Origin of the sequence: Xanthomonas euroxanthea (assembly GCF_900476395.1) — a bacterium.
Lineage (GTDB): Bacteria > Pseudomonadota > Gammaproteobacteria > Xanthomonadales > Xanthomonadaceae > Xanthomonas > Xanthomonas euroxanthea.
On sequence record NZ_UIHB01000001.1, the window covers coordinates 1,218,404 to 1,232,308 of the forward strand.

General features: G+C 66.6%; 12 protein-coding genes. 4 read left to right on the plus strand and 8 right to left on the minus strand.

Annotated elements, in window-relative coordinates:
- Positions 1–247: 247 nt before the first annotated feature.
- Positions 248–1,501, plus strand: coding sequence for a zinc-dependent metalloprotease (locus CPBF1521_RS05360; protein WP_115676268.1), 1,254 nt, complete (start codon positions 248–250; stop codon positions 1,499–1,501).
- Positions 1,502–1,636: 135 nt separating this feature from the next.
- Positions 1,637–2,056: a hypothetical protein gene (locus CPBF1521_RS05365; protein ID WP_115676269.1), complete on the plus strand. Its 420-nt coding sequence runs from the start codon at positions 1,637–1,639 to the stop codon at positions 2,054–2,056.
- A gap of 249 nt (positions 2,057–2,305) precedes the next feature.
- Here CPBF1521_RS05365 and lpxH read toward each other — a convergent pair whose 3' ends face one another.
- From lpxH to CPBF1521_RS05410, 8 genes are all read right to left on the minus strand, one after another.
- The gene (gene lpxH, locus CPBF1521_RS05370) at positions 2,306–3,049 is read right to left on the minus strand and encodes a UDP-2,3-diacylglucosamine diphosphatase (protein WP_102583853.1); all 744 of its coding nucleotides are present in this window, start codon (positions 3,047–3,049) and stop codon (positions 2,306–2,308) included.
- Between the two features lie 174 nt (positions 3,050–3,223).
- A complete protein-coding gene (locus tag CPBF1521_RS05380) occupies positions 3,224–3,766 on the minus strand; it encodes a phosphatase PAP2 family protein (protein ID WP_115676271.1) in 543 nt (180 codons plus the stop codon).
- The gene (locus tag CPBF1521_RS05385; protein WP_115676272.1) at positions 3,747–4,883 is read right to left on the minus strand and encodes a glycosyltransferase family 4 protein; all 1,137 of its coding nucleotides are present in this window, start codon (positions 4,881–4,883) and stop codon (positions 3,747–3,749) included. Before CPBF1521_RS05385 ends, CPBF1521_RS05380 begins: the two co-directional genes overlap by 20 nt.
- Before the next feature lie 229 nt (positions 4,884–5,112).
- Positions 5,113–6,633, minus strand: coding sequence for an exopolyphosphatase (gene ppx, locus CPBF1521_RS05390; RefSeq protein ID WP_026064255.1), 1,521 nt, complete (start codon positions 6,631–6,633; stop codon positions 5,113–5,115).
- 62 nt (positions 6,634–6,695) lie between these two features.
- Positions 6,696–8,798 (minus strand): polyphosphate kinase 1, encoded by a 2,103-nt coding sequence (gene ppk1 / locus CPBF1521_RS05395; protein ID WP_104582478.1) that lies wholly within the window; start codon positions 8,796–8,798, stop codon positions 6,696–6,698.
- Positions 8,799–8,919: 121 nt separating this feature from the next.
- Positions 8,920–10,248, minus strand: coding sequence for a phosphate regulon sensor histidine kinase PhoR (gene phoR, locus CPBF1521_RS05400; protein ID WP_164739231.1), 1,329 nt, complete (start codon positions 10,246–10,248; stop codon positions 8,920–8,922).
- Between the two features lie 77 nt (positions 10,249–10,325).
- Positions 10,326–11,015: a phosphate regulon transcriptional regulator PhoB gene (phoB, locus tag CPBF1521_RS05405; protein WP_104582300.1), complete on the minus strand. Its 690-nt coding sequence runs from the start codon at positions 11,013–11,015 to the stop codon at positions 10,326–10,328.
- 173 nt (positions 11,016–11,188) lie between these two features.
- Positions 11,189–12,835 carry a M48 family metalloprotease gene (locus tag CPBF1521_RS05410; protein WP_104582479.1) on the minus strand — a complete coding sequence of 549 codons (1,647 nt, stop codon included), beginning with the start codon at positions 12,833–12,835 and terminating at the stop codon, positions 11,189–11,191.
- 148 nt (positions 12,836–12,983) lie between these two features.
- Here CPBF1521_RS05410 and grxC point away from each other — a divergent pair, with 148 nt between their 5' ends.
- Together grxC and CPBF1521_RS05420 are read left to right on the plus strand one after the other, a co-directional pair.
- A complete protein-coding gene (gene grxC, locus CPBF1521_RS05415) occupies positions 12,984–13,292 on the plus strand; it encodes a glutaredoxin 3 (RefSeq protein ID WP_104582301.1) in 309 nt (102 codons plus the stop codon).
- Positions 13,289–13,684: a carboxymuconolactone decarboxylase family protein gene (locus CPBF1521_RS05420; RefSeq protein ID WP_115676273.1), complete on the plus strand. Its 396-nt coding sequence runs from the start codon at positions 13,289–13,291 to the stop codon at positions 13,682–13,684. Before grxC ends, CPBF1521_RS05420 begins: the two co-directional genes overlap by 4 nt.
- Positions 13,685–13,905 lie beyond the last annotated feature (221 nt).

Here is a 13,905-nt window from a genome sequence, read left to right on the forward strand (position 1 = left end):
CGAACTCGATGTCGCCGGACGCCGCAGACGACGTGCGCTGCAATGCGCCTTCGACCGCCGGACTGTGCGCTGGGTCCTTCCATGCAGCCGCCGGAATCGCATCCATTCAACGGTAGACATCACAAAAACGTAATTTTCTTTTGTAACAACTTGCAATCCGGACGGCACGGCGCGCCTTAATGGCGTCCCGGGGGCAGGGGCCCGGTGTTTCACATCCGTTACTTCCATGTCTAAGGAGAGAGAGACGATGAAGTCGAAGTCGATGTGCACCACGGTGGGTCTGATCGCCATGTGCCTGGCCGGTTCGGCCGCCGCTGCCGGCAAGCCGCTGTATCAATCGGGCCCGGCGTTGAGCCGCAGCGCGGCCGCCACCGCCACTGCCGAACCTTCGTTGCAGCGCCTGCTCAGCGCACCGTCCACTGCCAACGCGCAGGTGGTCCAGCTCGACGCCGGTGCGGTCACCGCCTCGGAAAAGCTGCTGGAACTGCAGTTGGACGGCCAGACCATCACCGCCACCCAGGCCAAGGTCGATGCCCTGGAAGGCGGCGATAGCGTGTGGTACGGCAACCTCGGCCCGCGCGCCGGGACCCGCGCACGCACGCTGTCGGGGGTGGATCCGCTGAACTCGGCCATCCTGGTGCGCAGCGGCGATACCGTCACCGGCACCATCCGCTACGCCGGCAAGCTGTATCGGCTGCGCCCGCTCGCCGATGGCCGCCACGTCCTGGTGCAGGTGGAGGAAAGCCGCTTGCCGCAGGAGCACCCGGCCGAATACAGCCTGTTGCCGAAGATCGACATGCCCAGCGACGGGCGCGTCACCGCTTCCGCCGCATCGTCGGGCAGCCCGGCGACCATCCGCGTGCTAGTGGTGGCGACCAATCAGGCGGTGACCGCCTACGGCGGCAACATGCAGTCGCTGGTGCAACTGGCAGTGGCCGAGGCCAACCAGGGCTACATCAACAGCAATGTCGGCATCACCCTGCAACTGGCGCGTTACGAGACTACCAACTACAGCGAAACCGGCAATTTCACCACTGACCTGCAGCGCTTCCGCGTGACCAACGATGGTTACATGGACAGCATCCACACCAGCCGCAACACCTACACCGCCGATGTGGGCGTGATCGTGTTGAACAACAGCAGCTACTGCGGCCTGGCATCGGGGATCGGCTCTACCGCCGCGACCGCGTTCGCCTCGGTGTACTGGGATTGCGCCACCGGCTATTACAGCTTCGCGCATGAAATCGGCCATCTGCAGAGCGCCCGTCATGACGCCACCAACGACCCGAGCACCTCGCCGTACGCCTACGGGCATGGTTATCGCTACGGCAACAGCTGGCGCACCATCATGGCCTACGACTGCAGCAGCGGCTGCCCGCGCCTGAACTACTGGTCCAACCCCAACATCAGCTACAACGGCGTGCCGATGGGCAATGCCAGCACCGCCGACAATCAGCGCGTGCTGGTCAATACCAAGGCCACCATCGCCGGCTTCCGCTGAGGACCACGCGTCGCGTTCCGCTGTCGGCCCGGCACCGCAGGTGCCGGGCCTTTGCCGCTACACGCAGGCGCAGTGATCGCGCAGACTAGAGGCACTGCCGGTTGTCGCCGGCGTGTCCTGCGGAGCGGAGCACCCATGTCCAAGTCCCTGCGTTACGCGGCGCTGTGCCTGGCCGCGCTGGCAGTTGCCGGCTGCAAACAGCAACCTGCCGACCCAGCCCCTGCGCCACCCACACCGGCCGTGTCCGCGCAGGCCGCGCCGACCGGCAACGATGCCCGCGCCCGTGCGCTGCATGTGCTGGAGACCCGGCTGCAGGCTGACCATTTCTATCCGGACAACTGCATCAGCATCGTCGAGGAAGACGACGCTGAGGCCGCAGCGGATGCGTTCGACTTCGCAGTGCGCGAGCGGCATGGCAACGAGTGCCCCGGCGACCCGCAGACCAACCCGGTGCGCGATCGTTTCCGCGTGCAGGCCGATGGCACGGTGCTCTGGTACGACGTGGTCAACGCCGACTTCGTCGACTACGCCGAACATGCGCGCAGCATGCAGTGATGCCTTGGGATGCTGCATGGACTGTGCGGCTGCGTAACAGCAGCTGGCGCGATCGGGCTTACCGGCAGCGCGTCCAGCTGCGGTTCCTGCGCGGCTAGCAGCACGTCGAGCGTGCGCAGGCCAGATGTCGAAACCACAGCGCGCACCTGCAGACGGAGCGGCCGATGCCCATCGTATCTCGCCCGCACCGTGCTTCCGGGCGAGTGGCCTGCGCCCGCTGCGGCTGCTCGCTAGCTGCGGTCAGCTACGTCAAAGTGTCAGCTGCTCCAGTGAAACGCCGTCGGCATCCACATGCAGCACCGAGCCTTGTTCGTACCAGTCGCCCAGCACGATGCGGGTGCAGGTCTGGCCGCCGGCCTGCAGGGTATGGATCGCAGGGCGATGGGTATGGCCATGGATCAGACGGTCCAGGCCATACCGCACGAAGGTGGTTTCCACCTCGGCCGGGGTGACATCGGTGACGGTCTCGAAGCGCGACTGGTCGCCTTGCTTGAGTTCTGCATGACGCGCCTGGCTGGCAGCGCGTGCCTGCTGCGCGAAGGCGACCCGCGCGGCCAGCGGCTGCGCCAGGAACTGCGCCTGGAAGACCGGATCGCGCGTCTGTGCACGGAACGCCTGGTATGCGGTGTCGTCGGTACACAGCAGGTCGCCATGCATCAGCAGGGTCGGGTGTCCGTACAAGTCGACCACCGTGGGATCGGGCAGGATGCGGAAGCCGGCGCGTTGCGCGTATGCCTCGCCCACCAGGAAGTCGCGATTGCCCGGCATGAAGAACACCGGCACGCCGCTATCGGCCACCGCATGCAGCGCCACGGCCACCGCATCGGCAGCGGTCGATGGCGTGTCATCGCCGATCCAGGCTTCGAACAGATCGCCGAGGATGTAGAGCGCGTCGCTGCCGGGCACCTGCGTGCGCAGGAAGTCCAGAAACAGCTCGGTGATCGCCGGCCGGGCCGGATCCAGGTGCAGGTCGGAAATGAACAGGGTCGTCATTGCGCCATTGTACGGCGGCAGCGCGGGACGGGAATCGGGAATCGGGAATCGGGAATCGGGAATCGGGAATCGGTGGAGCGTTGCATCGCGGCGCGAGTGCCAGGTGAACGGCCGGCTGGGCGACGAGGGGCATCGGCTTGGTCAGGCAAGCGCGGCGATGGCAGATCTCACGCTTTAGCCGAGCAGCACCGGCACTCCCCACAGCGACAGACTGGCCAGCACCACGCCGATCGCCGTGGCAGCCAGCACATCGCTGGGATAGTGCAGGCCCAGCACCACGCGCGACAGCGCCACGCCGGCCGAAAACGGCACCAGCACCGGTGCCAGCCACGGGTAGTAGGCCACCGCCACGATGCTGAAGGACACCGCGTGCAAGGTGTGGCCGGACGGAAAGCTGAACTCGTCCAGCGGTGCCACCCAGGCGCGGATGCGCACGTCGGCCGCATACGGGCGCGGCCGACGCGTCCAGCGTTTGAGCGACTTGTACAAGCTCAGCGCGAGCACGCCGGTGGCTGCCATGTGCGCAGAGGCACGCACGCCGTCCATGCCGTCGGCCAGCACCAGCAAGCCCATCAGGCTGTACCAGAACACGCCATCGCCGAGCCGGCTGATGGTGGCGAATGCACGCCGCACCGGGTGGCGCCGGCACCAGTGATTGGCGCGCCGGCACCAGCGCGCTTCGTGACCGCGCAGGAGCTCAAGCCGCGTTGCCGACATAACGCCCCCGTGTCGCGGTGATGCCCATCAGCAAGGCCTCGAAGTCGGACACCACCGTGTCCGGATGCAGTTTCTTCATCGCCTGTGCGGCCGCAGCCCCCAGGCGCCGGCGCAGCGCATCGTCCTCGGTGAGTGCGACGGCGGCCTGGATGAACGCCTCGTCGTTCTCCACAGCTGCACCGCTGTGGCCGTTGCGCAGATACTCGCGCGCGGCGCCGTAGTCGAAGGCGACCGTGGCCACACCGCTGGCCATTGCCTCCAGGGTCACGTTGCCGAAGGTCTCGCTGCGGCTGGGGAACAGGAACAGATCGCCGCTGGCGAAGTGGCGTGCCAACGCCGCGCCGCGCTGGACGCCGCAGAAGATGAAGTCCGGATTTTCATGCGCGATCTTTTCGCGTGCCGGGCCATCGCCGACCCAGACGAAGCGCGCCTTCGGGCGGATCTGCTGCAACTTGCGGAAGGCGCGGATCGCCAACGGCAGATTCTTTTCATTGGCGATGCGTCCGACGTAGATCGCGGCGAAGCCTTCGCCTTCGATGCCCCATTCGGCACGCAGGGCCGGATCGCGCCGGGCCGGATCGAACTGCTGGCTGTCCACCGCGCGCGCCAGCAGTTGCACCCGCTCGAAGCCGCCGTCGCGCAGGAACTGCTGCAGCTCGCGCGTGGGCACCAGCGTGGCCTCGGCCTGATTATGGAAGCGGCGCATCCAGCGCAACGCGGTGCCCTGCAGCCAGGCGGCACCGTAGTCGGGCAGGTACTCGTCGAAACGCGTGTGGAAGCCGGTGGCGACCGGGATGCCCAGTCGGCGTGCCGCACGCATCGCCGACCAGCCCAAGGGGCCTTCCGTGGCCACATAGACCGCATCCGGTTGCGTGATCTGCCAATGACGCACTAGGCGTTGTGTTGCCGGTAGCCCGAATTTCAGTCCCGGATAGCGCGGCAGCGATGCACCGCGCACCAGCAGGGCCGTGGCCGCATCCGTATCGCCGCTCTGCCGTGGACGCACCACGTCCACCTGGTGTCCGCGTGCGCGCAGGCCGTTCTCCAGCCCGTGCACGGTCAGCGCAACACCGTTGACTTCAGGGGGATAGGTTTCGGTAACGATCGCGTAGCGCATGCCCGTTCTCCGGTTTTCGCTAGCTTCCGGGAGGGCGATGGCATGGATGTTGCGCCCACAAGTCGCGGTGGTGACAGTGGAGCCGGGAATGGGGAATGGGGAATGGGGAATCGCAAAGGCAGCGTGCTGCACTCGTTTAGCGCAATCGCCACCAGTCAGAACTTCTCAGAGCTCCGTGGTCGACTATTCCCGAATCCCCATTCCCGATTCCCGCCTGAGGCCGCAGGCCTCAGGTCACAAACGGTTTGAACGCAATCCCCAGCCCGGCCATGCTTTCGACTTCGCCGATCAGATCGGCGCGCAGCAGCGGGCGCGAGTCGATCCAGCTTTGCGACAGGATCAATGACAGGCGGGTGTCATCGGCGGTGAGTTCCAGGGTCGGAATCGGGTCGGATTCGTGCGCGCGATGCAGCAGCACCGCCAGCCGCAGCAGTGCGGCCTTGCGTCGGGTTGGCAGCAGCAACCGATCCGGCAGCGCATCGAACGCGGTCTTGGGCACATTGCGCCGATGCGTGCGCACCAGCGATGCCAGTACCTGCTGCTCCTGCCGCGAGAAACCGGCGATATCCGAGTGCTCCAGGATGTAGCTGCCGTGCACGTGATACTGGCTGTGCGCGATGATCAGCCCCAGCTCGTGCAGGCGGGCGGCGCGGCGCAACACCTGCGCGTCGTCGCCATCCAGCTGCCAGGATTCGCAGACCTGGTCGAACAGGCGGCAGGCCGTGGCCTCCACGCGCTGCGCCTGCACTTCGTCGATGCCGTAACGCTGCACCAGCGAGGCCACCGAGCTGTCGCGCGGGTCGTTTTCGCCGCCGCGGCCGAGCATGTCGTAGAGGATGCCTTCGCGCATCGCGGCCTTGCTGACCATCAGCTTTTCCAGCCCCAGGGCCTGGAACGCCGCTTCCAGCACCAGAATGCCGCCGGCGATGATCGGCCGGCGTTCGGCAGCCAGGCCGGGCAACTGGATGTCCTCGATGCGCTTGGCCTTGAGCAGTTCGTCGCGCAGCGCCGGCAGCGCCTCGGCAGTGATCGCGCCCTTGGTGAGCTTCATCGCCGCACAGATCTCGCCGATGGCCTTGTGCGTGCCCGACGAGCCGATCGCCTCGTGCCAGCCCAGCGCCTTGTACTGATTGGCGAACTGCTGGAACTCGGCGCCGATCTCGGTCAGCGCATCCTTCCATTTCTTCTTCGACAGCTTGCCGCCGGGAAAGAAGCGCCGCGTGCTGGCGATGCAGCCGGCCTGCAGGGACTCGCGTTCCAGGGTCTGGAACCCGCGGCCGATGATGAACTCGGTCGAGCCGCCGCCGATATCGATCACCAGCCGGCGTTGATCGGGCTTGGGCGGTTGCGCATGCGCAACGCCGAGATAGATCAGGCGCGCTTCCTCGCGTCCGCTGACCACTTCGATCGCATGCCCGAGCGCGGTTTCGGCCGGCATCAGAAACGCCTGCGGCGAGCGCAGCTGGCGCACCGTGTTGGTGGCCAGCGCGCGCACGCGCAACGATGGTACTTCGCGGATGCGCTGGCCGAAACGCGCCAGACATTCGAGCGCGCGCTGGCGCGCTTCGTTGGAGATGCCACCTTTGCCATCCAGGCCGTCGGCCATGCGCACGGTTTCGCGCAGGCGATCGACCACACGCAGCTGACCCATCAGGTAGCGCGCAATGACCATGTGGAAGCTGTTGGACCCTAAGTCGATGGCGGCAAGGAAATCGCCATCGCGCAGGGGCGGGATCGTGGGGGAGGGCATTGGCATGGGCGCATGGTAGCCGATGGGCCGTTGGCCCCGTGAGGGGCCGCGCCCGCGCCCCGTCAGATCCGCTCGAGCAAGGTCATCTGCGCCGAATGTGCCGGCTCGCCAGGGCCGGGGACGCGCTTGTGATAGACGCCTTCGGCATCCAGTTCCCAGGCATTGACGTTGTCGTCCAGGTAGTTCTGCAGCACTTCGCGGTAGACGCGCTTGGCCAGATCCGGATCCAGGATCGGGAAGCAGGTCTCCACGCGGCGCAGCAGGTTGCGTTCCAGCCAGTCGGCGCTGGCGCAGTACAGCTCTGCCGCGCCATCGTTGCCGAACCAGTACACGCGGCTATGTTCCAGGAAGCGCCCCACGATCGAGCGCACGCGGATATTGTCGGAGACGCCGGGCACGCCCGGCCGCAGCGTGCACGCGCCGCGCACGATCAGGTCGATCTGCACACCGGCCTGCGAGGCGGTATACAGCGCGCGCACCACCTGCGGCTCGTTGAGGGCATTCATCTTGGCGATGATGCGGCCCGGGCGGCCGTTACGGGCCAGCCGCGTTTCGCGCTCGATCCGCTTCAACACGCCGGCATGCAGGGTAAAGGGCGACTGCAGCAATTGCTCCAGTTTCATGCGCGGCGCGAGCCCGGACAATTGCTGGAACAGCATGTGCACATCGTTGCCGATTTCCACATCCGCCGTGATCAGGCTGATGTCGGTGTACAGGCGTGCGGTGCCGCTGTGGTAGTTGCCGGTGCCCAGGTGCACATAGCGTTTGAGCTTGCGTCCCTCGCGGCGCACGATCAGCAGCATCTTGGCGTGCGTCTTGAAGCCGACCACGCCGTACACCACCTGCACGCCGGCTTCCTGCAGCTTGTCGGCCAGGCCCAGGTTGGCCTCTTCGTCGAAGCGCGCGCGCAGCTCCACCACCACCGTGACGTCCTTGCCGTTGCGCGCGGCCAGGATCAGCGCATCGACGATCAACGAGTCCTTGCCGGTGCGGTACAGCGTCTGCTTGATCGCCAGCACGTTCGGGTCGACCGCGGCCTGACGGATCACGTCCAGTACCGCGGTGAACGCATCGAAGGGGTGGTGCAACAGCACATCGCCCTTGCTGACGATCTGGAAGATGCCGTCGGTGTCGCGCAAGGTGCGCGGATTGAACAACGGATATTTCAGTTCGGGGCGCTGCACCAGGTCGTAGACCTGGATGACGCGGCTCAGATTGACCGGCCCGACAATGCGATACACCGCGTTTTCGTTCAGGCCGAAGTTCTGCAGCAAGGTGCGCATGATCGGTGCCGGGCAGTCGTGCGCGATCTCCAGGCGCACCGCCGGGCGGTAGCCGCGCGTGACCAGTTCGTCGCGCAAGGCCAGCGCCAGGTTCTCGACTTCTTCCTCGTCCACCACCAGTTCGGAGTTGCGGGTGACGCGGAACTGATACGAGCCCTTGACCTGCATGCCCGGGAACAGCTCGTCGACGAACTCGGACAGCACCGAGGACAGGAACACGAAGCTCTGCGCGCCCTCCGGCGACAGGCTCGCCGGCAGCTGGATGATGCGCGGCAACGACCGCGGCGCACGCACGATGGCCAGATGACCGGCGCGCCCGAATGCGTCCTGGCCCTCCAGCACCACCACGATGTTCAAGGTCTTGTTGAGGATCTTGGGAAACGGATGCGCCGGGTCCAGGCCCAGCGGCGACAGCACCGGCATGATCTCGTTGCGGAAATAGGCCCGTAGCCAGCGTTTCTGACGCGAATTCCAGGTCGAGCGCCCAAGTACCGCCACGCCTGCCGTCTCCATCGCCGGGCGCAGCACCTCGTTCCACACGTGGTACTGCTGCTCGACCAATTTGGCCGCGCGGTCGTGCACCGCGTTGAGGATGGCCGTCGGGCTTAACCCGTCCGGTGCCGGCGGCAGGCCGAATTCCTGCGCATGCCGCACGGTGGCCGCGCGGATTTCGAAGAACTCATCCAGATTGGTGCAGGAAATGCACAGGAAGCGCAGCCGTTCCAGCAACGGCACCTGGTCGTCCATCGCCTGTGCCAGGACCCGGAAGTTGAAGTCCAGCTGCGACAGTTCCCGGTTGATGTACAGCGACGGATCGCGCAGCGGATCGGTGGCGACGTCTTCGGAAGGGGTGATGTCGTGCAAGTGTTTGGCGTGGCCCATGGAATCGGTCATCAAGACGGAGATGGTGTGCGGCGTGACAGCGCGCCGGTCGCAGCGCAGGCAATGCAGCGCGTCCGGCGCGCGGGCATCGCACCGCGTTGCGGCGCGCACCCCCTACATATCACGCCGAACGTGACAGTGGCAGGGACTGATCGCGCTGTACGACGCGCGCAGCGACAAAATGACATGAGAATTCGCTGCCGCGTCCGACTTCGCTTTCGATTTCCAGGCGCGCCTGGTGCAGTCCCAGGATGTGCTTGACGATCGACAGCCCCAGCCCGGTGCCGCCACTCTCGCGCGAGCGGCTGCTGGACACGCGATAGAAGCGCTCGGTGATGCGTGGCAGGTGCGAGGCGGGAATGCCGTAGCCGGTGTCGCGTACCGCCAGGGCTGCGCCATCGCCCTCGCGCACGAAGCGGATCGTCACCGTGCCACCGCCGGGCGTGTAGCGCACCGCATTGGTGACCAGGTTGGAGAAGGCGCTATGCAGTTCCTTGTTGGAGCCGAGCAGGTCCACGCCGGCCTCGTCCAGCACATGCACCGTGTGGCGACCCTGGCTGTGCGCTTCGGCCTCGCGACGCAGGGTCGACAGCATCGGCGCCATCGCCACGTGCTCCTCGCCGAGTTCTTCCTGCGATTCCAGCCGCGACAGCGTCAGCAGGTCCTCGACCAGCTGCGCCATGCGCTGCGACTGCTTGCGCATCTCGGCCAGCATCGGGCCGGCATCGGGAAAGTCTTCCGGGTCGAGCATGTCCAGGTAGCCATGCACCACCGTCAATGGCGTACGCAGTTCGTGCGAGACGTTGGCCACGAAGTCGCGGCGTACCTGCTCCAGCCGCAGCAGCTTGCTGACATCGCGCGCCACCAGCAGCCAGTAATCGTCGGAGTAGGGAATCAGGCGCAGGTTCAGGCGCAGGTCCGGATCCACCGGCGAGGCGGCGTCGAGCATGGGTTCGGCATTGCGGCCGGCCGCCAGCCAGTGCGCCAGCGGCAACGGCTGCAGCCGCTCCACCACCGACACGCCCATGTCGCCCGGATGATGCAGGCCGAGCAGTCCGCCTGCGGCCCGGTTGAACCACTGCACGCGCTGGCTGTTGCGATCCACCACCACCACCGCATCCGGCAGCGCCTGTGCGGCGGCGCGATAAGTTCGCAGCATTTCGATCAGGCGACGCTTGCGCCCGCGCATCTCGGCCTGGCTGCGATAGAGCAGGCGGTCCAGTTCGTTCCAGGCCCCGATCCCTGCGGCGGGTTCGGCGCGCTGCCGGGCGGTCAGGCGACGCAGCACCTGGCGCAGCCGCCAGTAATGCCAGGCCAGCACGCCCAGGGCGGTCAGCGTCAGCGCCATCCACACATGCTCGATCAGCACGCCGACCAGCACGGCAGCGCCCAGCAACAGCGCGAGGGTGCCGAGCGTCTTGAGCCAGGCGGAACGGATATGTCGAGGCATGGAAGGCGTTACCACCGGGCGTCAGATGGGCGTGCGAGCCGGCCGGCCTGCGTGGCCGGCCGGCTGTGCGGCAACCACTAGGTTGCCGAAGAGAAACGGTAGCCCGAGCCACGCACGGTCTGCACCATGTTTTCCAGGCCGAACGGTTCCAGCGTCTTGCGCAGGCGGCGGATATGCACGTCGATGGTGCGCTCTTCCACGTACACGCTGCCGCCCCAGACATGATCCAGCAGCTGGGTGCGCGTGTACACGCGCTCGGGATGTGTCATGAAAAAGTGCAGCAGGCGGTATTCGGTCGGGCCGATCGGCACCGGCGCGTCGCCGGCAAACACCCGGTGCGCGGCGCCGTCGATGCGCAGGCGGCCCACCGACACGCTGCCGTCTTCGTCGTCCTCGCGGGTGCGCCGCATCACCGCACGGATGCGCGCCAGCAACTCGCGCGCCGAGAACGGCTTGACCACGTAATCGTCGACCCCGGCTTCCAAGCCGCCGACGCGGTCGTTCTCTTCGCCGCGCGCGGTCAGCATGATGATCGGAATCTCGCGGGTCAGCTGTTCCTTGCGCCAGCGCCGCGCCAGATCCAGCCCGCTGGTGCCCGGCAGCATCCAGTCCAGCAGGATCAGGTCCGGCACACGGTCGGCAATGGCGGTCTGCGCCTCGCGGGCATCGCCGGCATGGATGGGTTCAAACTCGCCTTTGCGCAGCGCGAACGCCACCATGTCGCGAATCGCGGGTTCGTCATCGACGATCAGAATGCGTTTTTGCACGCGGGGCTTACCGTCTGGCTTTGGTGATCGCCAGTAGACTACGGTTTTGTGACTCTAATGTGACATGCGCGGTGACCATGCCCTCGGCAACAGCGGCCTGCACCGGGGGCCGGCGCAGTGCGGGACGCCTAGGCACACGCCGGGATGGACCATTGCGCCAACCGTCACAAGCGCTAGCGGGTCGACAGATCCGGGTCGCGAATCCCTTGTCGGCGCAGTTCCAGCACGCTCGGGGTGATCGCCGCGATGCGCGCATCCACCCGAGCCCGTGTCACATAGTCGAGATCTTTCTTCTTCAGCGCTTCCAGCTGGATCAGCGCCTGTTCCGGGCGTCCGTTCAGATACGCAGATTCGGCATAGGCCTCGCTGGCGCGCAGATGGTCGCCGGACAGCTCGCAGGCGCGTGCGTAGGTCTGTTGCAACAAGGCATCCTCGCTACTGCGATGCAGCAGCGGCTCCAGCACCTGACGCGCGCGCTGGCCGGACTCCTTGCTGGCCTGCTCGTTGAGCGCGCCGGCGTAGGTCAGCGCCACCGCGCGGTTGTTCGGCAGTTGCTTGAGCAGCGCGTCGAAGCGGGCATTGGCCACCTCGCGCTGGCCCACCCGCGCCTGCGCCTCGCTCAGGCCCAGCGTCAGCCATAAATTATCCGGATGCGCCTCCAGCAGGCTGGTCAGTTCCGCCACTGGCTCGCTTGGCCGGCCGCCGCTATTGCGCAGGCGCGCCAGCGCCAGGCCGTAGCGCTGGGCATCGGTCAGGCCGTGCTTGTTGCTGCGACGCAGGGTCTCGTATTCGCGGATGGCCGCATCCGGCGTGGTCGCGCTGAGCACGCGCAGGCGCTCCTTGGCCCAGTCGAAGTTCTGCTGGTCGTCGCCGCGGCTCAGTGCATCCACCGGCAGCCGCAGCGCATAGGGAAGGATTGCGTTGCCGTTGCGGCTCAGCGGTTCGGACAGCGACGGGTCGGCCGGGTCCACCCGTTCCTGGCGCGTTCCGCCCGGTACCGAGGTGGTCAGCACCACGGTGTTCTTCTTCATCTGTTCGGCGCGCGCCTTGGCCTCGCTGATGCGCGTGACCGTGACCGGGTGGGTCTGCAGGAAGTCGGGCGCGCTGTAGCCGCCCTCGTTGGCGCGCATTGCCACCGACATGCGTTCGAAGAAGCCGGCCATTGCATCCACGTCGTAGCCGCTGCGCACCAGCGTGCGGATACCCAGCCGGTCGGCCTCCGATTCGTTGGAGCGGGTGTAGTCGATCTGGCGTTGCTGCATCAGGCCCATCGCGCTGGTGATGCCGGCCATGGTGGCATCGCCCTTGGAATTGCCGCCGGCCTGTTGCGCGGCGACCACCGCTGCCAGCATGCCCAGCAGGATCGGGATCTGGTCGCGCTGGGCCCGCTCCACCCCACGCAGCACGTGCTGCTGGGTGACGTGGGCGATTTCGTGCGACAGCACCGCGGCCACTTCGTCCTCGCGCTCGGCGGTCAACACCAGCCCCGCATTGACCGCGATATAGCCGCCCAGCGTGGCGAAGGCGTTGATCTGGCGGTCGCGCAGCATGAAGAACGTAAACGGCTGCTGCGGCTGGTCGCTGTTGGCGCCGAGCCGGGTCCCCATGGTCTGCAGCCAGTCGGTGATCAGCGGGTCGTCCAGCACGTAGTCGTAGTTGCGCAGCTCGGCCAGCATCATCTTGCCGTACTCGGCCTGGCGCGCCGGGGTCAGCAGCTCGCCGGCGGACGAGCCGATGTCGGGCAGGCGGTTTTCCTGCGCGGGTGCCACGCCCATGGCAACGGCCAGCGTGAGGGCAGTGGCGAGCGGTAGCAGGCGCAAGTGGAACTCCCAGGTAATGCGCGGAGCATGCGGGCAGCACGGCGCGATGGCGTGAATCATCGGTTAATCCACAGTGTTGCGGTGACGACATGGAAATTCCAGTCGCCCGGTACCATTGTCAGACCTCAGACCAACCGCGGAGTTTCCCGTGAGCCAAGACCCCAATGTGCAGGATGCGGCCGCCGGCCCGCAGATCACCCTGTATTCCTCTGCGATCTGCCCGTACTGCGTGGCGGCCAAGAACTTCCTCAAGAGCAAGGGCCGGACCTGGACCGAGGTGCGCATCGACCTGGACCCGGCCGAGCGCAACAAGATGGTCGCGCTGGCCAAGCGCACCAGCGTGCCGCAGATCTTCGTCGGCGACGTCCATGTGGGCGGCTACGACGACATGATGGCCATGCACCGGGCCGGCAAGCTCGAACCGTTGCTGGCCGGCACTGCAGGCGGCCAGGCATGAGTGAGCATGACGGCAGCAGCGACGACCGTCTGCGCGAGTTCACCGAATTTCGCCAGCGCATGAACCAGCGCATCCTGGCCGAGCCCAACCAGGTGGTGCGCCGGTTCTTTGCGCTGGACACCCAGACCTACCAGGCCGGCGCATTGAACGTGAAGACCAAGGAGCTGCTCGGTCTGGTCGCCTCGATGGTGCTGCGCTGCGACGACTGCATCAGCTACCACGTCGCCCAGTGCAAGGAAGCCGGCGTGACCCGCGAAGAGTTCTTCGAGACCTTCTCGGTCGGCCTGGTGGTTGGCGGCTCCATCGTCATCCCGCATCTGCGTCGCGCGGTGGATTTCCTCGACCAGCTCGAGGGCGGCGCCCAGGCACCGGCGCAGCACGCGCACGATTGATGTGTCGAGCGGGAGTCGGGAGTGGTGATTCGGGATTCGTAAAAGCGGGCGCGCGCCTGCTGCCCTAGTCGGCGGCACTGACTTTGTGCGCTCTGGTTGTCCGGTGCCGGCCGTAGGCTAGGGCAGTGCGTCCAGAGCGCCTCCACACGCTGGGTCCTGGTGCGCCTGGAGGCTGCGGGCGCGCACTGCGGTTGTCTGATGCCACTGACTGCACCGGGTTT

Excerpts from the sequence above, each read along its gene's own strand:
- CPBF1521_RS05360 (WP_115676268.1), top strand. The coding sequence starts at position 248 with ATGAAGTCGAAGTCGATGTGCACCACGGTGGGTCTGATCGCCATGTGC.
- CPBF1521_RS05365 (WP_115676269.1), top strand. The coding sequence starts at position 1,637 with ATGTCCAAGTCCCTGCGTTACGCGGCGCTGTGCCTGGCCGCGCTGGCA.
- lpxH (WP_102583853.1), bottom strand. The coding sequence starts at position 3,049 with ATGACGACCCTGTTCATTTCCGACCTGCACCTGGATCCGGCCCGGCCG.
- CPBF1521_RS05380 (WP_115676271.1), bottom strand. The coding sequence starts at position 3,766 with ATGTCGGCAACGCGGCTTGAGCTCCTGCGCGGTCACGAAGCGCGCTGG.
- CPBF1521_RS05385 (WP_115676272.1), bottom strand. The coding sequence starts at position 4,883 with ATGCGCTACGCGATCGTTACCGAAACCTATCCCCCTGAAGTCAACGGT.
- ppx (WP_026064255.1), bottom strand. The coding sequence starts at position 6,633 with ATGCCCTCCCCCACGATCCCGCCCCTGCGCGATGGCGATTTCCTTGCC.
- ppk1 (WP_104582478.1), bottom strand. The coding sequence starts at position 8,798 with ATGGGCCACGCCAAACACTTGCACGACATCACCCCTTCCGAAGACGTC.
- phoR (WP_164739231.1), bottom strand. The coding sequence starts at position 10,248 with ATGCCTCGACATATCCGTTCCGCCTGGCTCAAGACGCTCGGCACCCTC.
- CPBF1521_RS05420 (WP_115676273.1), top strand. The coding sequence starts at position 13,289 with ATGAGTGAGCATGACGGCAGCAGCGACGACCGTCTGCGCGAGTTCACC.